Source organism: Streptomyces sp. HUAS MG56 (genome assembly GCF_058673395.1).
Map to the genome: position 1 here is coordinate 4,473,642 of NZ_CM178722.1, position 20,047 is coordinate 4,493,688.

22 protein-coding genes are annotated in these 20,047 nt (G+C 73.7%); 6 read left to right on the plus strand and 16 right to left on the minus strand.

Annotated features, from left to right (window positions below; all coding sequences use genetic code 11):
* Positions 1 to 53: 53 nt before the first annotated feature.
* From AC4OXY_RS21200 to AC4OXY_RS21240, 9 genes are all read right to left on the minus strand, one after another.
* Positions 54 to 851 carry an ABC transporter permease gene (locus AC4OXY_RS21200; protein WP_491994434.1) on the minus strand — a complete coding sequence of 266 codons (798 nt, stop codon included), beginning with the start codon at positions 849 to 851 and terminating at the stop codon, positions 54 to 56.
* Positions 838 to 1,620 carry a 2-aminoethylphosphonate ABC transporter permease subunit gene (locus AC4OXY_RS21205; RefSeq protein ID WP_491994435.1) on the minus strand — a complete coding sequence of 261 codons (783 nt, stop codon included), beginning with the start codon at positions 1,618 to 1,620 and terminating at the stop codon, positions 838 to 840. The genes AC4OXY_RS21200 and AC4OXY_RS21205 overlap by 14 nt, the downstream gene beginning before the upstream one ends.
* Positions 1,613 to 2,668 carry an ABC transporter ATP-binding protein gene (locus AC4OXY_RS21210; RefSeq protein ID WP_491994436.1) on the minus strand — a complete coding sequence of 352 codons (1,056 nt, stop codon included), beginning with the start codon at positions 2,666 to 2,668 and terminating at the stop codon, positions 1,613 to 1,615. The genes AC4OXY_RS21205 and AC4OXY_RS21210 overlap by 8 nt, the downstream gene beginning before the upstream one ends.
* Before the next feature lies 1 nt (position 2,669).
* Positions 2,670 to 3,365, minus strand: a complete 696-nt coding sequence (locus AC4OXY_RS21215) for an HAD family hydrolase (RefSeq protein ID WP_376285973.1) — start codon at positions 3,363 to 3,365, stop codon at positions 2,670 to 2,672.
* A gap of 8 nt (positions 3,366 to 3,373) precedes the next feature.
* Entirely contained in the window at positions 3,374 to 4,498 is a 1,125-nt protein-coding gene (locus AC4OXY_RS21220; protein WP_491994437.1) for a TIGR03364 family FAD-dependent oxidoreductase, read from the minus strand.
* A 132-nt stretch (positions 4,499 to 4,630) separates the two neighbouring features.
* A complete protein-coding gene (locus AC4OXY_RS21225; protein WP_356034238.1) occupies positions 4,631 to 5,386 on the minus strand; it encodes a GntR family transcriptional regulator in 756 nt (251 codons plus the stop codon).
* 48 nt (positions 5,387 to 5,434) lie between these two features.
* Positions 5,435 to 6,427 carry a hypothetical protein gene (locus AC4OXY_RS21230; protein ID WP_491994438.1) on the minus strand — a complete coding sequence of 331 codons (993 nt, stop codon included), beginning with the start codon at positions 6,425 to 6,427 and terminating at the stop codon, positions 5,435 to 5,437.
* The gene (locus AC4OXY_RS21235) at positions 6,373 to 6,657 is read right to left on the minus strand and encodes a hypothetical protein (protein WP_376285982.1); all 285 of its coding nucleotides are present in this window, start codon (positions 6,655 to 6,657) and stop codon (positions 6,373 to 6,375) included. The genes AC4OXY_RS21230 and AC4OXY_RS21235 overlap by 55 nt, the downstream gene beginning before the upstream one ends.
* Before the next feature lie 76 nt (positions 6,658 to 6,733).
* Complete coding sequence (locus tag AC4OXY_RS21240) at positions 6,734 to 7,885, minus strand: ROK family transcriptional regulator (RefSeq protein WP_491994623.1); 1,152 nt, start codon at positions 7,883 to 7,885, stop codon at positions 6,734 to 6,736.
* 95 nt (positions 7,886 to 7,980) lie between these two features.
* Here AC4OXY_RS21240 and AC4OXY_RS21245 point away from each other — a divergent pair, with 95 nt between their 5' ends.
* The 3 genes from AC4OXY_RS21245 (at position 7,981) to AC4OXY_RS21255 (ending at position 10,532) form a co-directional block, all read left to right on the plus strand.
* Positions 7,981 to 9,051 carry a Gfo/Idh/MocA family protein gene (locus AC4OXY_RS21245; RefSeq protein ID WP_362821253.1) on the plus strand — a complete coding sequence of 357 codons (1,071 nt, stop codon included), beginning with the start codon at positions 7,981 to 7,983 and terminating at the stop codon, positions 9,049 to 9,051.
* The gene (locus tag AC4OXY_RS21250; protein WP_356034230.1) at positions 9,051 to 9,545 is read left to right on the plus strand and encodes a heme-degrading domain-containing protein; all 495 of its coding nucleotides are present in this window, start codon (positions 9,051 to 9,053) and stop codon (positions 9,543 to 9,545) included. The genes AC4OXY_RS21245 and AC4OXY_RS21250 overlap by 1 nt, the downstream gene beginning before the upstream one ends.
* Positions 9,546 to 9,632: 87 nt before the next feature.
* Positions 9,633 to 10,532, plus strand: coding sequence for an LLM class F420-dependent oxidoreductase (locus AC4OXY_RS21255; protein ID WP_376285988.1), 900 nt, complete (start codon positions 9,633 to 9,635; stop codon positions 10,530 to 10,532).
* 87 nt (positions 10,533 to 10,619) lie between these two features.
* Here AC4OXY_RS21255 and AC4OXY_RS21260 read toward each other — a convergent pair whose 3' ends face one another.
* The 3 genes from AC4OXY_RS21260 to AC4OXY_RS21270 all read right to left on the minus strand — a co-directional run bounded on the left by AC4OXY_RS21260 (position 10,620) and on the right by AC4OXY_RS21270 (position 12,765).
* Positions 10,620 to 11,477 carry a fumarylacetoacetate hydrolase family protein gene (locus tag AC4OXY_RS21260; protein ID WP_356034225.1) on the minus strand — a complete coding sequence of 286 codons (858 nt, stop codon included), beginning with the start codon at positions 11,475 to 11,477 and terminating at the stop codon, positions 10,620 to 10,622.
* A 129-nt stretch (positions 11,478 to 11,606) separates the two neighbouring features.
* Positions 11,607 to 12,332 carry a YidC/Oxa1 family membrane protein insertase gene (locus tag AC4OXY_RS21265; protein WP_362821256.1) on the minus strand — a complete coding sequence of 242 codons (726 nt, stop codon included), beginning with the start codon at positions 12,330 to 12,332 and terminating at the stop codon, positions 11,607 to 11,609.
* A gap of 118 nt (positions 12,333 to 12,450) precedes the next feature.
* Positions 12,451 to 12,765: a DUF6412 domain-containing protein gene (locus tag AC4OXY_RS21270; protein ID WP_491994439.1), complete on the minus strand. Its 315-nt coding sequence runs from the start codon at positions 12,763 to 12,765 to the stop codon at positions 12,451 to 12,453.
* Positions 12,766 to 12,874: 109 nt separating this feature from the next.
* Here AC4OXY_RS21270 and AC4OXY_RS21275 point away from each other — a divergent pair, with 109 nt between their 5' ends.
* Positions 12,875 to 13,711 carry a serine hydrolase domain-containing protein gene (locus tag AC4OXY_RS21275; RefSeq protein ID WP_491994440.1) on the plus strand — a complete coding sequence of 279 codons (837 nt, stop codon included), beginning with the start codon at positions 12,875 to 12,877 and terminating at the stop codon, positions 13,709 to 13,711.
* A 37-nt stretch (positions 13,712 to 13,748) separates the two neighbouring features.
* On the opposite strand, the gene AC4OXY_RS21280 is transcribed toward AC4OXY_RS21275, so the two are convergent.
* Entirely contained in the window at positions 13,749 to 14,276 is a 528-nt protein-coding gene (locus AC4OXY_RS21280; RefSeq protein ID WP_356034214.1) for a winged helix-turn-helix transcriptional regulator, read from the minus strand.
* 107 nt (positions 14,277 to 14,383) lie between these two features.
* Between AC4OXY_RS21280 and AC4OXY_RS21285 the strand changes: the two genes are divergently transcribed.
* Positions 14,384 to 15,793 (plus strand): MFS transporter, encoded by a 1,410-nt coding sequence (locus AC4OXY_RS21285; protein WP_356034211.1) that lies wholly within the window; start codon positions 14,384 to 14,386, stop codon positions 15,791 to 15,793.
* 21 nt (positions 15,794 to 15,814) lie between these two features.
* Here AC4OXY_RS21285 and AC4OXY_RS21290 read toward each other — a convergent pair whose 3' ends face one another.
* Entirely contained in the window at positions 15,815 to 16,615 is an 801-nt protein-coding gene (locus tag AC4OXY_RS21290; protein WP_491994441.1) for a class E sortase, read from the minus strand.
* Positions 16,616 to 16,818: 203 nt separating this feature from the next.
* On the opposite strand from AC4OXY_RS21290, the gene AC4OXY_RS21295 reads away from it, so the two are divergent.
* Positions 16,819 to 18,294, plus strand: a complete 1,476-nt coding sequence (locus AC4OXY_RS21295) for a glycoside hydrolase (protein ID WP_491994442.1) — start codon at positions 16,819 to 16,821, stop codon at positions 18,292 to 18,294.
* On the opposite strand, the gene AC4OXY_RS21300 is transcribed toward AC4OXY_RS21295, so the two are convergent.
* The gene (locus AC4OXY_RS21300) at positions 18,284 to 19,015 is read right to left on the minus strand and encodes a TIGR03943 family putative permease subunit (protein WP_356034203.1); all 732 of its coding nucleotides are present in this window, start codon (positions 19,013 to 19,015) and stop codon (positions 18,284 to 18,286) included. The two genes, AC4OXY_RS21295 and AC4OXY_RS21300, sit on opposite strands and share 11 nt — an antisense overlap.
* 14 nt (positions 19,016 to 19,029) lie before the next feature.
* Positions 19,030 to 20,043 (minus strand): permease, encoded by a 1,014-nt coding sequence (locus AC4OXY_RS21305; protein WP_376286270.1) that lies wholly within the window; start codon positions 20,041 to 20,043, stop codon positions 19,030 to 19,032.
* Positions 20,044 to 20,047: the final 4 nt, after the last annotated feature.

Genomic DNA, 20,047 nt, shown 5'->3' on the forward strand with positions numbered 1-20,047 from the left:
TGGCGTTTTCACGGGGGTTACGGGAGTGGGGGGATGGTCTGCGGTGGGGGGTGTCAGCGGTACGACGCCCGGGTGCGGACCCGGGAGACGGCGAACAGGGCGAGCAGGGTCGCGGCCATCAGCGCCACGGCCACGGCCGAGCCGGTGAACAGGGCGCCCCGGTCGGTGGCCGCGTAGATCAGGACCGGCAGCGGGGTCCAGTCGGGCGGATAGAGCATCATCGTGGCGCTCAGCTCGCCCATGGACAGGGCGAAGCAGAGGCCGGCGGCGGCGGTCAGGGAGGGCAGCAGGAGGGGGAGACGGACCCGCCACAGGACGTGGGCGGGGCGGGCGCCGAGGGAGGCGGCGGCCTGTTCGTAGGCCGGGTCGAGGCGGGTGATCGCCGCCGACACGGACTGGTGGGCGAAGGCCGTGACCAGCACGGTGTGCGCGAGGATCACGATCCACCGGGTGCCGTTGAGCAGCAGCGGCGGCTTGGAGAAGGCGACGAGGACCGACAGTCCGACCACGACGGAGGGTACGGCGACCGGCAGGACGAACAGGGCGTCCATGATCCTGCGGTACCGCTTCCTCAGCCCCGCCGCGGCCAGCGCGGCCCAGGTGCCGGCGGTCAGCGCGAGCAGGCTGGCGCCGACGGCCGTGAGCAGGCTGGTGGTGAGCGCCTGGAGGGCCTCGCCGCGGGTGGCGGCACGGTAGTTGGCGACGGTCGCGCCCGAGGGCAGGACGCCGGACCAGTGGGTGGCGAAGGAGGCGCCGAGGATGACGAGGAGGGGCAGGGCGAACAGCGGCAGGAAGAGGACGGCGAACACCGTCCACACGGCCCACCTGGCCCCGCGGCTATGCACCAGCACGACGGCTCACCACCCGGTAGAGGGCGTAGAGGCCCACGGAGATCAGGACGTTGACGACGGCGACCACGCACGCGCCCGGGTAGTCGGACTCCAGGATCGCCTTGCTGTAGACGAGCATCGGCAGGGTGGTGACGCCCTTGGCGCCGGTGAACAGCACGATGCCGAACTCGTTGAGGCAGAGCACCAGGACGAGGCTCCCGCCGGCGGCGAGCGCGGGCAGCGCCTCCGGCAGGATCACCCGCCGCACGATCCGCGGCGCCCGCGCGCCCAGCGAACTGGCCGCCTCCAGCTGGGCGGTGTCCAGCTGCGAGAAGGCGGCGAGCAAGGGCCGCATCACGAACGGCGTGAAGTAGGTGACCTCCGCCAGCAGCACGCCCCAGGGCGTGGTGAGGAACTGGAAGGAGCCGACGATGCCGGTGCTGCCGTAGATGAACAGCAGGGCCAGCGTGATGAGGAAGGACGGGAAGGACAGGTACACGTCGATGAACCGCGCCACCCCCTTCGCCCCGGGGAACGGCACGAACGCGATGACCAGCGCCAGCAGGAACCCGAGGAGCAGACATCCGGCGGTGGAGGCGAGCGCCAGCCAGACGGTGGTCCACAGCGCGTGCCGGAAGGCGTCGGAGGCGAAGACGTCGGCGTAGGGCCGCAGGGAGGTGCCGCCGGAGTCGGGCTGGAAGGACTGCTGGACGACGAGGCCGAGGGGGTAGAGGAAGAAGAGGGCGAGCAGGACCACGGGAGGCAGGGCCCACAACAGGCGCCTAGGCATGGCTGACTCCGGCGGGCAGCAGTACGGCGTCGTCGGACGCGAAGTGCAGGCTCACGGAGTCGCCGTGGGCCGGCGGAGCCTTCAGTTCGCGCACGTCCGCCATGAGCGTGTGTCCGCCGACCTCGACGTACAGCCGGTGTGTGGCGCCCCGCCACTGGATCTCCCGTACGACGCCGGTGAGTTGGTTGGGGCCCTGGCCCAGCCCGACGGCGTGCGGCCGTACGCACAGCGTGGCCCGCGCCCCCGCGGCCGCCCCGTTCGTGTCGACCTCCAGCTCGGACCCCGCGAAGGAGACCCCGCCGGTCCCCACGGTCACGGGCACCAGGTTCGCGCCGCCCACGAAGGAGGCGGTGAACTCGTCGACCGGGGAGCGGTACAGCTCCCTCGGCGTCCCGCAGGACTGGAGCCGCGCCTTGTCCATGACGGCGATCCGGTCGGCCAGGGTCAGCGCCTCGACCTGGTCGTGGGTGACGTACAGCATCGAGACGTCGGGCAACTCCCGGTGCAGCCGGGCCAGTTCGGTCAGCATCCCGGAGCGCAGCCGGGCGTCCAGCGCGGACAGCGGCTCGTCCAGGAGCAGCACGTCCGGGCGGATGGCCAGCGCGCGGGCGATGGCGACCCGCTGCTGCTGTCCGCCGGACAGCTCGCGCGGATGGCGGCGGGCGTAGGCGCCCATGCCGGTCATCTCCAGCGCCTCGGCGACCCGTTGCCGTATCCCGCCCTTGGAGATCTTGGGTGTCTTCCTGGCCCTGAGCCCGAAGGCCACGTTCTCGTCGACCCGCAGGTGCGGGAAGAGCGCGTACTGCTGCACGACCATGCCGATGCCACGCCGGTACGGCGGCAGGTCCGTCACGTCCCGGCCGCCGAGGAGCACCCGCCCGGACACGGGCCGTACGAACCCGGCGACCGCCCGCAGCGCGGTGGTCTTGCCGGAGCCGGACGGCCCGAGCAGCGCCATGACCTCGCCGGGCTCGACGGTGAGGTCGAGGGCGTCGAGGACGACGTTGCCGTCGTAGGCGACGGTGACGGAGTCGAAGCGGATGCCCATCTCAGCGCGCTCCCGACAGCAGCGCGGGCAGACCGGCCACCGAGTCGAGGACGTGCGTGGCCCCGGCGGCGTGGAACTCGGCGTCCCCGTGGGCCCCGGTGCGTACGCCCGCGACCAGCCCGGCGCCCGCCCGTACCCCGCTGAGCACGTCGTAGGAGGTGTCGCCGACGACGGCGACCTGGCGCACGTCGTCCGCGGCCCTGGTGCGGACGAAGGCCGCGAGGACCATGTCCGGGTACGGCCGTCCGCGCCCGCCGGCGTCGGCCGGGCACAGGGTGAGCGGGACGAGATCCCGCCAGCCGAGGGCGTCGAGGATGGCGTCCTGGGTGACGCGGGCGAAGCCGGTGGTCAGCACGACGGTCCGGCCGCTGCCGGCCAGTTCCTCGATGGCCTCGCGGGCACCGGGGACGGGGGCGATCAGGCCGCCGTCGACCAGCTCGCCGTATGCCTTCTCGAAGGCGGCGTTGGCGCGCCGGGCCTTCTCCTCGGTGCCGAACAGGTGCCGGAAGACGGAGATCTTGGACTCGCCCATGGTGGCGCGGACGTACGCGAGGTGCTCGGTGTGCTCGGGCGAGCCGGTCTCGACGCCGAGTTCGCCTGCGGCGGCGGCGAAGGCGCGCTCGACGAGGCCGTCGTCGCCGACGGTGGTCCCGGCCATGTCGAGCACGACGAGACGGATGTCGGTGGAGGGGGTCATGGGGGTGCTCACCAGCCCAGTTCGTTCGCGGTCGTTTCGGCTATCGCCGGGGAGCAGGTCATGCCGCGCCCGCCGGGCCCGGTGACCAGCCACACACCGTCGCTCACCTGCTGCCGGTGCACGACCCGGCTCGTGTCGGTGCACTGCGCGTACACGCCCGCCCAGCGGCGGCGGATGCGCGGCAGCGGGCGCCCGAGCAGGGATTCGACGACTCCGGTGAGGTGCTCGTAGGGCTCCTCGGCGGTGTCGAAGGCGAAGGGGTGCTCGTACTCGTGGGTATCGCCGATGGTCAGTCCGCCGTCGGCGCGCTGCACCATCAGCAGCTGCATCCTGTGCTCGGCCGCCGTCGGCGCCTGGGGCCGGCCGGCGTTGAGCGCGTCCAGCGCCGGGGAGCCGTAGGCCGGGTAGTAGCGGAAGCTGTCGGCGTCCGCGACGGAGGTGGTCAGCTGCTCGCCCAACGGGTCGGTCTGCATCATCTGCAGGCGGACGCGGCGCACGGGCAGGTCGGGCCCGGCCAGCTCGCGGACGAGTCCGCCGAGCCAGGCGCCGGTGCACAGGACGACGGCGTCGGCGTGGTGCACGTCGCCGTGGTCGTCCCGTACGGCGCCGGGGCCGACCACGTCGCGTACCTCACGGCCCGACAGGAAGGTGTAGTCCGGGGACTTCAACAGCTCTTCGCGCAGGGCGAGTTGGGCGGTGCGGGGCTCGACGGCCGCGTCGCGCTCGCAGTACAGGGCCGCGGTGAACTCGCCGCGCAGGGCGGGGTTCAGGGCGCGCGCCTCGGCGGGCAGCAGCAGCTTGTAGCCGCGGGCGGCGGCGTCCGGGCGGGCGAGGGCGGCCTCGGCGACCGCCAGCTCCAGGGCGCCGCGGACCGGGGTCAGCGACCCGTTGGCCCGGAACCCGAGCTTCGGCACGCGGGCGCCGATCCCCTCCCACAGCTCCCGCGCCCGCAGTGCGGTCTCCAGCTCTTCGCCACCCGCGCGGCCGCTGACCCAGATCTGCCCGAAGTTGCGCAGCGAGGCGCCGCGCGCCTCGGTCTCACGCTCGATCTGGACGACCTGATGGCCACGCTGAACTGCATGCCAGGCGTGCATGGTGCCCACCACGCCTGCTCCTACGACTGTCACTCTCACGTCGGCAACGCTCCTCGGGACCGGGGAACCGGAGATATCCGGCTGTCAACGAGAGCGTGAACGACCCCTCAAGTTTGGGCTAGACCCGTTATTGTTTCGTGACACAACTGAGAGTGCCCGAGTACTCGCCTCTCAGCCGCTCAGATGCGTGGTGAAGGAGAACCTGTCGCCCCGGTACAGCGAGCGCACCCGCTCCAGCGGCCGGCCCTCTGTGTCCCGCGAGACGCGGTGGATCAGCAGCATCGGCAGGGCGGGCGGCGTGCCGATGAGCAGCGCCTCGCGGGGGGTGGCCAGCACGGTCTCGATGCGCTCGTCGGCGTCACCGAAGGCGATGCCCTGGGCGGTGAGATAGCCGTAGAAGGAGGAGTCGGGGTCGAAGTCGGCGTCCAGCCGGGGCACCCGCGCGACGGCGACGTACGTGCTCTCCAGCCCGACCCGCTCCTCGTCGGCGAGCAGCACGCGCTCCAGGTGCCACACGGGTTCGCCCCGGGTGAGCCCGGTCTCCGCGGCGAGGGCCTCGGGGCACGGGAAGCGGTCGAGGGTGACGAGGGCACGGCCGGGCGTACGGCCCTGCCGGCGCACCCCTTCGGTGTAGCTGGCGAGGGACAGCGGCTGGGCGAGCTTGGGCCCGGCGACGACGGTCCCGCGCCCCCGGCGCTGCAACCGTCCCTCCAGCACCAGCTCCCGCACCGCCTGCCGCACGGTCTCGCGCGCGACGTCGTACCGCTCGGCCAGATCCCGCTCGGTGGGGATGGGGCCGCCCTCCCCCAGCTCCTCCAGCAGCGCGGCGATCCGCGCCTTCACGGCGTAGTACTTGGGGATGCGCCCGTGCTCGGGGATGCCGGAGCGGACGGGGGCGCCGGGGGCCTGGTCGTTCGGGTAGTCCACGCAGGGATGTTCGCAGACGACGGGAGCGCTTCCGGTACGGGACCCGGTTCAGCGGCGCCGCCGGGACACCAGGAACGCACCGGCGCCGGCCCCGACCAGGGCCCCGGCGGCCGCCGACAGACCGGGCGCGCCCCCGGTTCCTGTGCGCGCCAACTCGCTTGTCTGCCAGTCGACTTCGGCCCCTGCCTCGGCGCCGTCGCCCGCGCGGTCCCCCTCGTGCACGATCCCGAACACGTACGGATCGGACTGCCCGACCCAGTCCCCGTCGTCCGCGCCCCGGCGCTGGACCACGGCGGCGCCCGCGGTGACCCGGTCGGCCAAGGCGTCCGAGGTGAGCGAGAGCCTGACCCTGACGCTGACCGTCCTGCCGGCCGGCACGGTGAACCCGGCGAACCCCGCGGCGTCCAGCACCCCGACCAGCTCCTGCTCGTCGGTGCTCTCGAACGACACCGGACGGGCCCGGGAGCCGTCGTAGAAGTCCAGCCGGGGCTGGTGGGGCTTCAGTGCGCGCCTGCTGTCGACGAGGACGACGACCGGGTGGACACCGGTGCAGGTGCGGCGGGTGGTGTTGGTGAGGTCGATGTACCAGGTCCCGAATCCACCGCCCGCCTCGTACGAGTCCGGGCCCCCGCGGATCCGGGCGGTGAGCGGGAAGACATGCGCGTCGGCACCGGCACAGACGGCATCCGCGGGCGCCCCGACGGCCCGGGCAACCGGCGCGGACAGGGGGACGAGGAGTCCGACGGCCACCGCGACGGTGACGGCGGCCAGGGCGAGACGCGGGAGCGGGGGCAGCACCGGGGGTGGGGCCAGGGTCACGGCCGGGGCCAGAGTCAGGGACGTGGGCAGGGACGTAGACGAGGCCGAGGACGAGGTCAGGGATGAGGACGCGGACGGAGTCACCACCGGGAGCAGGACCGGGGCCGGGACCGGGACCGGGGGCACCACCAGGGCCAGGGGCGCGGCCGGGACCAGGGCCGGGGTCACTACCGGTGCCGAGGTCGCGGCCGCTGCCAGGGCCGGGGGTGTGCGCAGTCGCATGGGTCCATGGTCGGGCCGGGTGACCGGGAGCGCGCGGGGGAGCCGTTTCCGCGGGGGCGGTGCCGGGGTCGGCCGACGACGGTGACGTCCACCGTGGCCACGTCGTCCGGGTCCGAGGCGCAGGCCAGGTAGATGTGCGCCGCCGCTCGCGTGCCCGGGTCGAGCCGGGCGGTTCCGACCAGGGTGCCGGTCACCTTCGGAGGCGGGCCGTCGGGGCTCAGGTCACCCATGGAGTCGATTGATGCGGTTGGTTCCACGGTGGGACGACCGGCCGGCCTCGCAACCCGGCCACGGCGCACGGCACCCTCACGCGTCCCCGCGCCCGAACAACCGCCCCAGCAGCAACTGCGCGGCCCCCTCCGCGACGATCCGCTCGCCGCCCCCGGCCGCCCGGACCGGCACCGCCCCGCCCGGCATCCCCTCCCGCCGGGCCTGCGCCGCCAGTACGTCACCCACGCCCCGCACGTACACCTCCGGCGCCCCGGCCACGGTCCGCCCCCCGAGCAGCACCGCGTCGATGTCGAGCAGCCCCACCAGATTCGCCGCCCCCACCCCCAGCACCCGCGCCGCCTCCTCCGGCTCCCCGCGCCCCACGGCCCCGAGGCACAGCGCCTCCACGCACCCCCGGTTCCCGCACTCGCACGGCGGACCGTCGAGCTGGATCACCTGGTGCCCGAACTCCCCCGCCCCGGTCCGCGCCCCCCGGTGCACGCTCCCGCCGATCACCAGCCCGGCCCCGAGCCCGGTGCCGAGATGCAGGTACGCGAAGGATCCGGAGCCGCCCTCGCCCCGCACCGAGAGCCCCAGCGCGGCCGCGTTCGTGTCCTTGTCGACCACCACCGCCACCCCGAGCCGTGTCTCCAGCGCGTCCCGCAGCGCGAAGCCGTCCCACTCGGGAAATCCCGTGACCCGGTGCAGCACCCCGCGCGCGTGATCGAGCGGCCCCGGCAGCGCCACCCCCACTCCGAGCAGCGTGCCGACACCGGCGAGTCCGTCGTCGCCCCCGAGGCCGAGCGCCTGCCCCACCAGCCCCTCCACCGCCCGGGTGAGCACCCCGAGCACGGCCGGCGCCCCGGCCCCCAGGTCCAGCTCCGCGCGCCGCTGCGCCACCACGGCGCCGTCCAGGTCGACGAGGACGGCCCGCAGCTCGTCGCGGTCCAGGTGGACCCCGACCGCGTGCCCCGCCTCCGGCACCAGCCGCAGCACCGTGCGCGGCTTGCCCCCGGTGGACGCCCGGCGCCCGGCCTCCGCCGCGAACCCCTGCTCCCGCAGCCGTGCGGTGATCTTGCTGACGGCCTGCGGGGTCAGCCCGGTGCGCTCGGCCAGTTCGAGCCGGCTGATGCCCTCCGCCCCGGCGTCCCGCAGCAGGCCCAGCACCAGCGCGGCGTTGTGGCTGCGCACCGCGCCGAGGTTCGCCCCCGCCGGGCCGCCGGCGCCCATTCCCTCCCGCGTCCTCATTCCCGCCCGCGTCCCCGTCCCCGTCGTCGTCCTGTTCACGCCACCCATTGTCCCCGCCGCTTGCACTTTGGCAACAGCGTTGCGAAAGTAGTCCCATGAGTGCTGCCACCCCTCTCCGCGTCGGCCTGATCGGCTACGGCCTCGCCGGCTCCGTCTTCCACGCCCCGCTGATCGCCGCCACCGAGGGCCTCGCCCTGGACACCGTGGTCACCTCGAACCCCGAGCGGCAGGAGCAGGCCCGCGCCGAGTTCCCGGACATCCGGACCGTCGCCACGCCCTGGGAGCTGTTCGACCGCGCCGGCGAACTGGACCTGATCGTCATCGCGTCCCCGAACAGGACGCACGTCCCGCTCGCCACCGCCGCCCTGAAGGCGGGCCTGCCGGTCGTGGTCGACAAGCCGGTCGCCGGGACCGCCGCCGAGGCCCGCGGCCTCGCCGCCCTCGCCGAGGAGCGCGGCCTGCTGCTGTCGGTCTTCCAGAACCGCCGCTGGGACAACGACTTCCTGACCCTGCGCCGGCTCCTCGCGGACGGCTCGCTCGGCGACGTGTGGCGCTTCGAGTCCCGCTTCGAGCGCTGGCGCCCTCAGCCCAAGGGCGGCTGGCGCGAGTCCGGCGACCCGGCAGAGATCGGAGGTCTCCTCTACGACCTCGGCAGCCACGTCGTCGACCAGGCCCTGGTCCTCTTCGGCCCGGCCACCGAGGTGTACGCCGAGACGGACGTCCGCCGCCCGGGCGCCGAGACCGACGACGACACCTTCATCGCCGTCACCCACGCGAGCGGTGTCCGCTCCCACCTCTACGTCTCCGCGACCACCGCCCAACTCGGCCCGCGCTTCAGGGTGCTGGGCTCGCGGGCGGGCTATGTGAAGTACGGCCTGGACCCGCAGGAGGGGGCACTGCGCGAGGGCCTGCGCCCCGGCCCGCACTGGGGCGCCGAGCCGGAGTCCCTGTGGGGCCGCATCGGCGCCGGGGAGTCCCCGCTGACCGGCGCCGGCACCCCCGTACCGACCCTGCCGGGCGACTACCCCGCCTACTACGCGGCCGTCACCGACGCCCTGCGTGCCGGCGCGCCCAACCCGGTGTCCGCGCTGGAGGCGGCCGCCGCCCTCGACGTACTCGAAGCGGCCCGCCGCTCGGCCCTCGACAAGGCGACGGTGACCCTCTGATGTCCCGGACCGCTCCCCGCACCGACCCCGCACCGGCCCCGTCCGTCGAGGAGCTGGAGGCACAGGAACGCCGCCTGGTCTTCCGGCAGTTCACGTACGAGGACGCCTGGGCCCTCGGCTCGCTCCTGGTCGAGCTGGCCCGGGAGCGCGGGGCGCCCGTCGCGATCGACATCCACCGCGCCGGCCAGCAGCTCTTCCACGCCGCCCTGCCCGGCTCCACCCCGGACAACGACGCCTGGATCGCCCGCAAGCGCCGGGTGGTGGAGCGCTACGGCGCCTCCTCCTACCTGGTCGGCTCCCGCTTCCGCGCCAAGGGCACGACCTTCGAGGACTCCGCCCGCCTGGACCCCGGCACCTACGCGGCCCACGGCGGCTCGTTCCCGGTCCATGTGGAGAACGTGGGCGTCGTCGGCGCGGTGACGGTCTCCGGCCTGCCCCAGCTCCAGGACCACCGGCTCGTCGTCGAGGCCCTGGAGCGATTCCTCAAGGTGTGACACCCGCCGGGAATCCGTGGGGGGATCCCGCCGGTTGGGAAGGGCTGTAGACGTGATGATCACGACCCGCCCGGAGGGATCGCCCCGATGAGCAGCACGAGCAGCACGAGCAGCACGAACACCTCGCACGGCTTGAAGGACCGGATCGGCCGCTACGGCATCTGGAGCTTCGCCCTGCGCACGGAGGAACCCTCCCGGCGCGGCGAACTGGCGGAGGCGGCGGCCGAGTTGGAGGAGCTCGGCTTCCGAGCCGTATGGCTGGGCGGCAGCAGCGCGGCCCGGCATGCCGTACCGCTCCTGGAGGCCACCGACGCCCTCACCGTCGGCACCAGCATCCAGAGCATCTGGGACTACGACGCCGAGACCAGCGCGGCGGCCTTCGCCCAGGTGGACGCGGCCCACCCCGGCCGCTTCGTGCTCGGCCTGGGGGTGAGCCACGCCAAGCTCGCCGAGCAGTACCGCCGCCCCTACTCCGCGCTGGTCGCCTACCTCGACGCGCTGGACGCGGCGGGCGTCCCTGCCGACCGCCGGGTCCTCGCGGCCCTCGGCCCCAAGACCCTGGAGCTGTCCCGGGACCGGGCGGCGGGCGCGGTGCCGTACCTGGTCACCGCCGAACACACCGCGCAGGCCCGCGAGATCCTCGGCGAGGGGCCGCTGCTCGCCCCCGAGCTGAAGGTCGTCCTGGAGCCCGACCCGGCCCGGGCCCGCGCCGTCGCCCGCGAGACCCTCGCGATGTACCTCGCCCTGCCGAACTACACGAACAACTTCCTGCGCCTCGGCTTCACCGAGGACGACCTGGCCGACGGCGGCAGCGACCGCCTGGTCGACGCGGTCTTCGCGTGGGGCGACGAGGCCGCCGTCCGCGACCGCATCGACACCTTCCACCAGGCGGGCGCGGACCACGTGGCCCTCCAGGTGGTCACCGGGGGCCCGCGGGAGCAACTCCCGAGGGAGGAATGGCGCCGCCTGGCCTATCTGCTGGACTGAGCGGAAGCGCTCTCGAAGGGGCGCGGGGAACTGCGCGAGAAACCACGGCCGACCCGCACCCGCCGTACTCGCGCAGCCCCCACCCGCCTAGGCGTCCTTCAGCTCCTGCCGCTGCCGACCGAGCCCCGTGATCTCCAGCTCGACCACGTCCCCGCCCCGCAGATACGGCTTCGGCTCCGGCTGCCCCATCGCCACCCCCGCCGGCGTCCCCGTGTTGATGACGTCCCCGGGGTACAGCGTCATGAAGTGGCTGACGTACCGCACGACCTCCCCCACGGGAAAGATCTGCTCGGCCGTCGTCCCGTCCTGTTTCAGCTCCCCGTTGACCCACAGCCTCAGGGACAGCGCCTGGGGGTCGGGCACCTCGTCGGCCGTCACGAGCCACGGCCCGAGCGGGTTGAACGTCTCGCAGTTCTTGCCCTTGTCCCAGGTCCCGCCGCGCTCGATCTGGAACTCCCGCTCGGAGACGTCGTGCGCGACCGTGTACCCCGCGACATGCGCGAGGCCGTCCTCGGCCGACTCCAGGTAGCGGGCCGTTCGTCCGATGACGACGGCCAGCTCCACCTCCCAGTCGGTCTTCGCGGAGCCGCGCGGGACGAGGACGGTGTCGTGCGGCCCGACGACGGTGTCCGGGGCCTTGAAGAAGACCACCGGCTCGGCGGGCGGCTCGGCGCCGGTCTCGCGGGCGTGGTCGTGGTAGTTGAGCCCGATGCACACGATCTTGCCGATCCGGCCGAGCGGCGGCCCGGTCCTGAGCCCCGCCGCGTCGAGCGCGGGCAGCTCACCGGAGGCGGCGGCCGCCCGTACCCGGCCGAGCGCGGCCTCGTCGGCGAGGAGCGCGCCGTCGATGTCGTCGACGATCCCCGACAGGTCCCGGAGGGTTCCCTCGGCATCGAGCAGCGCGGGCCGCTCCGCCCCTGCCGTACCGACTCGCAGCAGCTTCATGGTCACAATCTCCCTCGATCGCGGGGGCGCCCGGCCGATGGGTGCAGCCATCGGAGGACTGGCCGATCCTCCAATCCCGGAGTCCACTCCGCAAGACCCTGTTCACGTACTGGACCGTAACCAGGCCTCTCACTGATAGAGGGCGGCCCGCTCCACGGCGCTCCAGGTCGTGCTCGTGACGACGTACAGCGCGGCCGCGAGCGGGACGACGGCCACGGTGACGAGGGTGAAGAACGACATGAACGGCATGACCTTGTTGAGCGCGCCGAGCCCGGGCACCTGCCCGCCGTCGCCGCCCGCACCCGCGACCGGGTTGTTCGCCATCATGCGCTTGGTGCGCCGGTAGTTGAAGACGGCGACGGCCGTGACGAGGACGAAGAGACCGGCGTAGACCAGCCCGGCCGGCCCGAACGGCCCGCCGTCGGCGAGCGCGTCGGCCCAGCGCCCGCCGAGCGGCGCCGCGAACAGCTCGTGTCCGAGCAGGCCGTTGGCCTCGCCGCCGATCGTGGAGCTGGAGAAGAGGTGGTACAGGAGGAAGAACGCGGGCAGTTGGAGGAGGCTCGGCAGGCAGCCGGACAGCGGCGAGACCTTTTCCTCGGCGTGCAGCTCCAGCACCGCCTTCTGGAGCCGCTGCGGATCCTCGGCGTGCTTCGTGCGCAGTTCGGCGATCCTCGGCTGCAACGCGGCCCGGGCCCGCTGGCCACGGGCGGCGGCGCGGGACAGCGGGTGGACGAGGAGTCGTACGAGCGCGGTGAACAGGACGATCGCGGCGGCGGCCGCGGAGGCGTGGAACAGCGGGGTCAGCAGGTCGGCGACGTGCTCGACCAGGCGGGCGAAGACAGCGAGAACGGACATGGGTGAGCCCTCCGGGGGTCTCGTCGTGCCGGATGTCCGGGAATGGCCGGAACGGAACAGAGCGGCATGACGACCCGCGCGGGGTCACGCGTACGGGAAGAGAAAGGGGGTGCGTGACCTACGCGGCGGTCGCCGGGAGGGCGCACCCGGGTGCCCTCGGCCGTCGCCGGCCGGGCGCGTCGGGATCACGCTGGGGCAGGAAGGCCGTACGCCGGGCCCGGTCCCGGATCGCCGTACGCACGCGCGTGGGCGGAACGGCCGGGGCGCTGCGCGCCGAGAGCAGGAGGCAGACGGAGAACGCGGAACCGGCGGCGGCGGTCGCGGCCAGCGCCACGGTCGCGGAGAGGTTGCCGGTGTCGAGCAGCAGGACCGGCAGCAGCACGAGCAGCAGCAGGGCGACCGTACGCGAGGAACGCAGCGAACGCGACGACACGAACCCGCGCCTCATCCGGCCCTCCCCGTAAGCAACTTCCGACACGTTTCCGCCCTTTATACCTGAGAGGGCAGTCGTACCCGAAGCCCGCACCCGACAGGAGCTCCCCGTGCCACGCATCCCGACCTGCGTCCTGACGAGCGACGAGCCTGCCGCGCGGGTCTCCGGCGGCCATGCCGTGGACCGGTTCGTCGAGATCGGCTCCTTCACCAAGGTGCTCACCGGCACCGCCCTGATGCGCATGGCCGCCGCGGGCCTGCTCGACCCGGACGACCCCGTCGAGCGCCACCTCCCCGCCACGCCCGGCACGGGCATCACGCTGCGGAACCTGGCCACCCACACCTCCGGCCTGCCCCGCCTCCCGCCCGACCCCATCGGGATCCTCCAACTCGCCGACCCCTACGCCGCCTTCGACCAGTCCGCGCTCACCCGGGCGCTCGCCCGGCTCGACAAGGTCGCGGTCCGGCCGCCGGGGCAGCGGGAGTACTCCAACTTCGGGTACGCGGTGCTGGGCGCCGCGCTGGTCGCGGCGGCCGGCGCGCCGTACGGGGAGCTGCTCGCCGAGCACGTCCTGCGCCCGCTGGACGTCGACGAGGTCGGCGTGCGTCCGGACGCGGACCGGCGGCTGCTCGCCCCGGGGCTGTTCGGCCGGGCCCGCCGGCCCTGGACGATGGACGGGGCGATCCTCCCGGCGGGCGGGCTGTGGGCCACGCCGCGCGCGGTGGCCGATCTGCTGTTCCGGCTGGCGGTCGAGCGCCGGCTGGGCGATCCCGCCCCCTCGTGGCAGAGGTCCGGGGCCCTGCTGTGGCACAACGGCGCGACCCGGCACGCCTCGCTCTTCGCCGGGGCGACGGACGACGGCCGCTGGGTGGTCGTCCACCGGCTGAACGGCGACTCGGACGACACCGACCGCACCGCCGTCGACCTGGTCCGCCGGATCGCCTAGGACCGCTCAGGACTGCCGGGCACCGCGCCGGGAGCGCCTAGGCCGAGTCGGTCTCCAGCGGCTCCAGCAGCCGCTTCGGCTTGAGCAGCACCCGGCTCACCGGGTCGGCCGGGTCCGGGTCGAGGCCCGGTCCGGGCCACATGACCACGTCCCCCACCGGTACGACGCCCCCGCACGCGGGGCACTCTCCGTACGCCCCGAGTTCGGTGCCGCAGTCCGCGTGCCGGAAGGAGCGCAGCCGGCCGTCGGTGTAGTGCTCGCGACCCCACAGGCCGAGGGCGCGCAGGGTGGGCCACAGTTCGGCGCCGCGGTCGGTGAGGACGTACTCGTCGCGCGGCGGCGACTGCTGGTACCGGCGCTTTTCGAGGATGCCCTCGGCGGTCAGCGTCTGGAGCCGCGCGGCCAGGACGGCGCGCGGGATGCCGAGGTGGACGAGGAAGTCGTTGTAGCGCCGCACGCCGTACAGCGCGTCCCGGACGACGAGCAGCGTCCAGCGCTCACCGACGATCTCGAGCGCGCGAGCGATCGAGCACTGCTGTGTCGCGTAGTCCTTGCCCAGTGCCATGCCGTCCACTGTAGCCACTTTCCGACGAATAGGTTCAATGAATGAACTGACCGTGTTACGGTGGCCGGGTCAGGTCAGTTCAATGACTGAACCATAAGGAACACGCCATGACCGGGCTCGACTCCGCCGCCGCCACCGCCAGCACCCCCGCCGACACCGCGACCGCCGCATCCGCCCGGGACGCCCCCGGCGCCCGCCCCCGGGCCACCCTCGCCCTGACCAGCGCGGCCACCGCCGTGGCGCTGATGACGTACACGGCCCCGATGGTCACGCTCCCGGACACGGCGCGCGCCCTGCACACCGCCCTGTCCGGCCAGGCCTGGCTGCTGAACGGCACCCCGCTCGGCCTCGCCGCGCTCCTGCTGGTGGCCGGCAGCCTCGCCGACGACTACGGCCGGCGCCGGCTCTTCCTCAGCGGCACCCTGGCCCTCGGCCTCACCACCGTCCTCGGCGCCTTCGCCACGTCCACCTGGCAGTTCACCCTCGCCCGCATCGCCCAGGGCGCGGCCAGCGCCGCACTCCTCGCGAGCAGCCTCGGCCTGATCGTCGCGGCCTACCCCTCCCCGCGCGGCCGGCTGCACGCGACCGCCGTCTGGGGCGCCTTCGTCAGCGGCGGCATCGCGACCGGCCCGCTGATCGCGGGCGCGCTGCCCGACTGGCGCGTGGCGTACGGCGTCCTCGGCGCCGCCGCCCTCGTGGTCGCCGCGCTCGGCACCCGCGCCCTGGCCGAGTCCCGCGCCCCGCGCGGCGGCCGCCCCGACATCCCGGGGGCCCTGACCTTCGGCCTCGCCCTGGTGTCCCTGCTCGCCGCGCTGACCCTCGGCCGGGACGGCTGGCTGCGCGCACCCGTCGGCCTGCTCCTCGCGGCAGCCGTGGTCCTGATGGCGCTCTTCGTCGCGGTCGAACGCCGGGTCGCGACCCCGATGATCGACCTCGGTCTGCTGCGCCACGCCCCCTTCCTCGCCTCGGCCGGCGGCGGCCTGTTCACCGGCCTCGCGGTGATCGCGCCGTTCAGCTTCCTGCCCGCCCTGATCCAGCAGACGCTGCGGCTGTCCCCCATGGACACGGCCTGGCTGCTCCTGCTCTGGTCCGGGCTGAGCTTCACGGTCGCCCTCCAGGTCAAGCGCCTGGCCGGCCGCGTCACCCCGCGCGTCCAGCTCGCCGCCGGCTTCGCCCTGCACGCCGTCGGCGTCCTGGCCATGCTCGGCGCCGTCGGCTCCGGCTCCTGGGTCCGGCTGCTGCCCGGCCTGGTCATCGGCGGCGTGGGCAGCGGCCTGCTCAACGGCGGTCTGCCGCTGCTGGCCGTCGAGTCGGTCCCGCGCGAGCGGGCCGCGATGGGCTCCGGCGCCCAGCAGACCTTCCGCTACATCGGCTCCAGCGCCGGCGTCGCCCTGACCATCGCCCTCGCCACCTCCTCCGGCAGCCTCGCCCACGGCGCGGACATCGCCCTGCTGGTGTCGGCGGGACTGGCGGTGCTGGGCGTGGTGAGCGTGCTGGCGCCGCGGGAGCGGTCCTGAACCGGCGGCGGCCCGGCACGCTCACCTCGGCCGCACGGAGACCAGCTTCCCCCACACCGCCATCCGGTAGCGGGAGGTGAACTCGGGGGTGCAGGTGGTCAGGGTGATGTAGTAGCCGGGGCTGTCGTAGCCGTAGGACGGCCGGTCGAGGGAGCGCGGGACCGGCCGGATCACCCCCGAGTCCGTTGCCGAGGTCTGCGGCAGCACCTGGTCGACGTCGTAGGTGTACGTCGCCGTCCGCGTCTCCACCTCGATGTCGTCCCCGCGCCGCAGCCGGGGCAGATAACGGAAGGGCTCGCCGTGCGTGTTGCGGTGCCCGGCGAGCGCGAAGTTCCCGGCCTGGCCCGGCTGCCCGGTGCCGCGGTAGTGGCCGACGTACCCCTTGTCGAGGACGCCGGCCTTGCTCACGCCCTCGGCGACGGGGACGCGCAGCCCGAGCCGGGGGATGTCGAGGACGGCGTACGCCTGGGAGCGCCGGGGCGGGGCGGCGGCGGGGACGGGGACGGGGACGGACGACGACCGCGGCGCGGGGGCCCGCCCCGTCGTACCGGAAGGGCCGGGCGACGCGGGACCGGGACTCGAACCCGGGTCGGCGCCGCGGCCGTTGCCGCTCCCCCACTCCCGCTCCAGCGCCTGCACCTGCCGCTCGGCGCCGCGCCGCGCCTCCCGGTTGGTCCACCACAGCTGGTGCACGACCAGCAGCGCCAGCAGCACCCCGACCGTGACGAGCGCCTCGCCCCCGCCCCACAGCATCCGCCGGCGCCGGGCACGCCGGCGCCGGTCGCCGTGCCCTACGACCCGCACCCCAGACGCCGCGAGCATCCGCACCCACCTCCACGATGGCCGCCCGCACGATAGGCGCGGCGGGCCCAACTGGCCATAGCCGCAGGGGGTTCGGGATGCCGAACAGGCTTCCTCAATGGGTTTGAGAAAGTACTGTCAGAACTCTCGACAGCCCCACCCGTCACCCCCGATGCTTCCTGCTGCCGGAGGCCGCAACGGGGAACTGGAGAGGCGGAGAAGCCATGATCCGACGCAGAACACTGTTGGCCGCAGCGGGCGGCGGCGTCCTGGGCAGCGCCCTGGCGACGGGCACCGCGCGCGCGGACGCGACGATCCCGGTCGACCCGTCCGCCGCCTACGGCACCTGGGAGGGCTGGGGCACGTCCCTCGCCTGGTGGGCGAACGTCTTCGGCACGCGGGACGACTTCGCGGACATCTTCTTCACGACCGGGCCGACGACGTACAACGGCATGTCGCTGCCCGGCCTCGGCCTGAACATCGCCCGCTACAACCTGGGCGCGTGCAGCTGGAACAGCGTCGGCGGCGAGTCGATGGTCGCCTCCGCGAACATCCCCAAGTTCAAGCAGATCGAGGGCTATTGGCAGGACTGGACGAGCGAGGACCCGACGTCGTCCTCCTTCAAGTGGACCGCGGACGCCACCCAGCGCGCGATGCTGGTGAAGGCGGCCGGGCGCGGCGCGACCACCGAGCTGTTCGCCAACTCCCCGATGTGGTGGATGTGCCTGAACCACAACCCCTCGGGCGCCTCCGGCGGCGGCAACAACCTCCAGTCCTGGAACTACCGCCAGCACGCCTCCCACCTGGCCGCCGTCGCCCTCTACGCGAAGCAGAACTGGGGCGTGACCTTCTCGACGGTCGAGGCCTTCAACGAGCCCTCGTCCTCCTGGTGGACCGCGACCGGCACCCAGGAGGGCTGCCACATGGACGCGACCGCCCAGGCGGCCGTACTGCCGTACGTACGCAGCGAGTTGGACAAACGCGGCCTCACGTCGACGAAGATCTCGGCATCGGACGAGAACACCTACGACCTGGCCCGCACCACCTGGGACTCCTTCTCCGCCACGACCAAGGGCTACGTGGACCGGGTCAACGTCCACGGCTACCAGGGCTCGGGCGGCCGCCGCGACCTCCTCTACTCGGACGTGGTGACGACGTCCGGCAAGGCCCTGTGGAACTCGGAGTACGGCGACAGCGACTCGACGGGCCTGACCCTGGCGAGCAACCTCCTCTACGACTTCCGCTGGCTGCACCCCACGGCCTGGGTCTACTGGCAGGTGATGGACCCCAGCTCGGGCTGGGCGACGATCGTCTACGACGCCGCCACCCTCCAGCCCGGTGCGGTGCAGACGAAGTACTACACGCTGGCCCAGTTCACCCGGCACATCCGCCCCGGCATGACGATCCTCGACACGGGCGTGAGCTACGCGGTCGCGGCCCTGGACAGGTCCGCGAAACGCCTGGTGATCGTCGCCGCGAACACATCCGCCTCCGCCCAGACCCTCACCTTCGACCTCTCGTCCTTCTCCTCGGTGACCGGCGGCTCGGGCGGACTGGTCCCCCGCTGGAACACAGTGACGACGGGCGGCTCGGACCTCTACACGGCCCACTCGGACACGTACCTGTCCGGCAAGTCCGTAGCCGTCCCCTTCGCCGCGAAGTCGGTCCAGACGCTCCAGGTGGACGGGGTCAGCGTGTGACGGCCGAGGGCAGCGGAAGGGCGTCCTGGTAGCCGTTGACCGGCCGGGGCACCTTCTTCACCGTGAGCGCGTCCAGCGCGACCGGCGCGGACCTGGTGCCCAGCCGCCCGCCCGGGTGCCAGGTCCCGGTGACCGACACCCAGGCGCCGGCGGGCGGCACGTCACCGCCGTAGATCCGCACCTTCACCGACTGGGCGTCCGCGGCACAGCAGTTGATGATGATCCGCGTCAGATCCCAGCTGCCTCCCCCGTGGGGCGTGACGATCCCGGTCATGAGGATGGTCCGCCCCTTGATGTCCCGCGCCGGGTCCTGCTGCACCCGGCCGGTGAAGTCGGACAGGGTCATCGGCACCGGCGAGCCGGCCGGCAGGGGAGCGAACGTCTGCCGCTCGGCGACGGGCTTGGCCGGCTGCCGGGAGGCGGTGTACGCGCCGAGGGCGGGCGGGGCGTAGAAGAGCAGACTGAGGGCGGGCAGGAGCAGCAGCCAGGCGACGCGGGGCAGGCCGGAGTGATCGTGCCCGTGACGGACTTCTTCGTCCTCTTGCCGGCGATCGAGCAGGGCACCGGCGACGCCCAGCAGCACGAGGACGACGCCGGAGGCGATGAGCAGCGGCCGCATGCCCTCCTTGACGTACCGCAGGCAGAGGTCGGTGAAGAGGGAGATGTGCAGCAGCCCGAGCCCGCAGAGCGCGAGCAGCCCCGCCCGCAGCCACCTCTTCACGGCAGTACTCCCCTTCACAGCAGTGCTCCCCCGATCAGCGCGCTGCACGCGACGGCGACGACGACGGTGGCGGCCGAGAACCGTACGGCGAAGGCCCGCCCGAAGGTCCCCGCCTGGAGCGCGATGAGCTTCAGGTCCACCATCGGCCCGACGACCATGAACGCGAGCCGCGCCACCGCCGGAAAGGCGGTGAGGGAGGCCGCGAGAAAGGCATCGGCCTCGGAACACACGGCGAGCAGCACCGCCAGCCCCGCCAGGAACAGCACGGACAGCCAGGGCGACCCGGCGAAGGTGTCCAGCACGGAGCGCGGCACGGCGACGTTGAACGTGGCCGCCGCCATCGCCCCGAGCACGAGAAAGCCCCCGGCGTGCAGGAAGTCGTGCTGGAACCCGCGCCGGAACTCGTCCCACCGGCTGCGCCCGTCCCGATGCCCGGCATGCTGATGCCGCACGACGGGCCGCAGCCACTCCGCCTTCCCGAACCGCAGCCACAGCCAGCCCATGACGACGGCGGCGGCGAGCGAGGCGAGCAGCCGGGCCAGCACCATGGCGGGCTGCCCGGGAAACGCGATCGCCGTCGCCGTCAGCACGACAGGATTGATGGCGGGCGCGGACAGCAGGAACGCGAACGCCGCGGCCGGCGGAACCCCCCGCCCGATGAGACTGCCTGCGACGGGCACCGAGGCGCACTCGCACCCCGGCAGCACCACCCCCGCGACCCCGGCCACGGGCACGGCGAGCGCGGCCCGCCGGGGCAGGATGCGCTGGAAGACCCGCTCCGGCACAAAGGCGTTGATCGCCCCGGACAGCGCGGTCCCGAGCAGCAGAAAGGGCGTGGCCTGCACGGTCACGGCCAGGCAGACGGTCCGCCAGGCCTGCACCGCCGGCGCGTCCCCCCACCGCCCGACGACGAACAGCAGGACACCGGGCACGACGGCCGCCGCGACGAGCAACAGGGGCCAGTACGGCGGCAACGCCGCCCCCTGCCGACCTCCGTCGGCGTCCGCCTCGGCCTCTACCAGCCCCACCCCA

Coding starts and splice junctions, on each gene's coding strand:
- AC4OXY_RS21280 (WP_356034214.1), bottom strand. CDS start 14,276: ATGGCACTGGGCAAGGACTACGCGACACAGCAGTGCTCGATCGCTCGC.
- AC4OXY_RS21295 (WP_491994442.1), top strand. CDS start 16,819: ATGATCCGACGCAGAACACTGTTGGCCGCAGCGGGCGGCGGCGTCCTG.
- AC4OXY_RS21215 (WP_376285973.1), bottom strand. CDS start 3,365: ATGACCCCCTCCACCGACATCCGTCTCGTCGTGCTCGACATGGCCGGG.
- AC4OXY_RS21235 (WP_376285982.1), bottom strand. CDS start 6,657: ATGGGTGACCTGAGCCCCGACGGCCCGCCTCCGAAGGTGACCGGCACC.
- AC4OXY_RS21265 (WP_362821256.1), bottom strand. CDS start 12,332: ATGTCCGTTCTCGCTGTCTTCGCCCGCCTGGTCGAGCACGTCGCCGAC.
- AC4OXY_RS21290 (WP_491994441.1), bottom strand. CDS start 16,615: ATGCTCGCGGCGTCTGGGGTGCGGGTCGTAGGGCACGGCGACCGGCGC.
- AC4OXY_RS21240 (WP_491994623.1), bottom strand. CDS start 7,885: ATGAGGACGCGGGAGGGAATGGGCGCCGGCGGCCCGGCGGGGGCGAAC.
- AC4OXY_RS21245 (WP_362821253.1), top strand. CDS start 7,981: ATGAGTGCTGCCACCCCTCTCCGCGTCGGCCTGATCGGCTACGGCCTC.
- AC4OXY_RS21210 (WP_491994436.1), bottom strand. CDS start 2,668: ATGGGCATCCGCTTCGACTCCGTCACCGTCGCCTACGACGGCAACGTC.
- AC4OXY_RS21285 (WP_356034211.1), top strand. CDS start 14,384: ATGACCGGGCTCGACTCCGCCGCCGCCACCGCCAGCACCCCCGCCGAC.
- AC4OXY_RS21250 (WP_356034230.1), top strand. CDS start 9,051: ATGTCCCGGACCGCTCCCCGCACCGACCCCGCACCGGCCCCGTCCGTC.
- AC4OXY_RS21255 (WP_376285988.1), top strand. CDS start 9,633: ATGAGCAGCACGAGCAGCACGAGCAGCACGAACACCTCGCACGGCTTG.
- AC4OXY_RS21230 (WP_491994438.1), bottom strand. CDS start 6,427: ATGCGACTGCGCACACCCCCGGCCCTGGCAGCGGCCGCGACCTCGGCA.
- AC4OXY_RS21260 (WP_356034225.1), bottom strand. CDS start 11,477: ATGAAGCTGCTGCGAGTCGGTACGGCAGGGGCGGAGCGGCCCGCGCTG.
- AC4OXY_RS21205 (WP_491994435.1), bottom strand. CDS start 1,620: ATGCCTAGGCGCCTGTTGTGGGCCCTGCCTCCCGTGGTCCTGCTCGCC.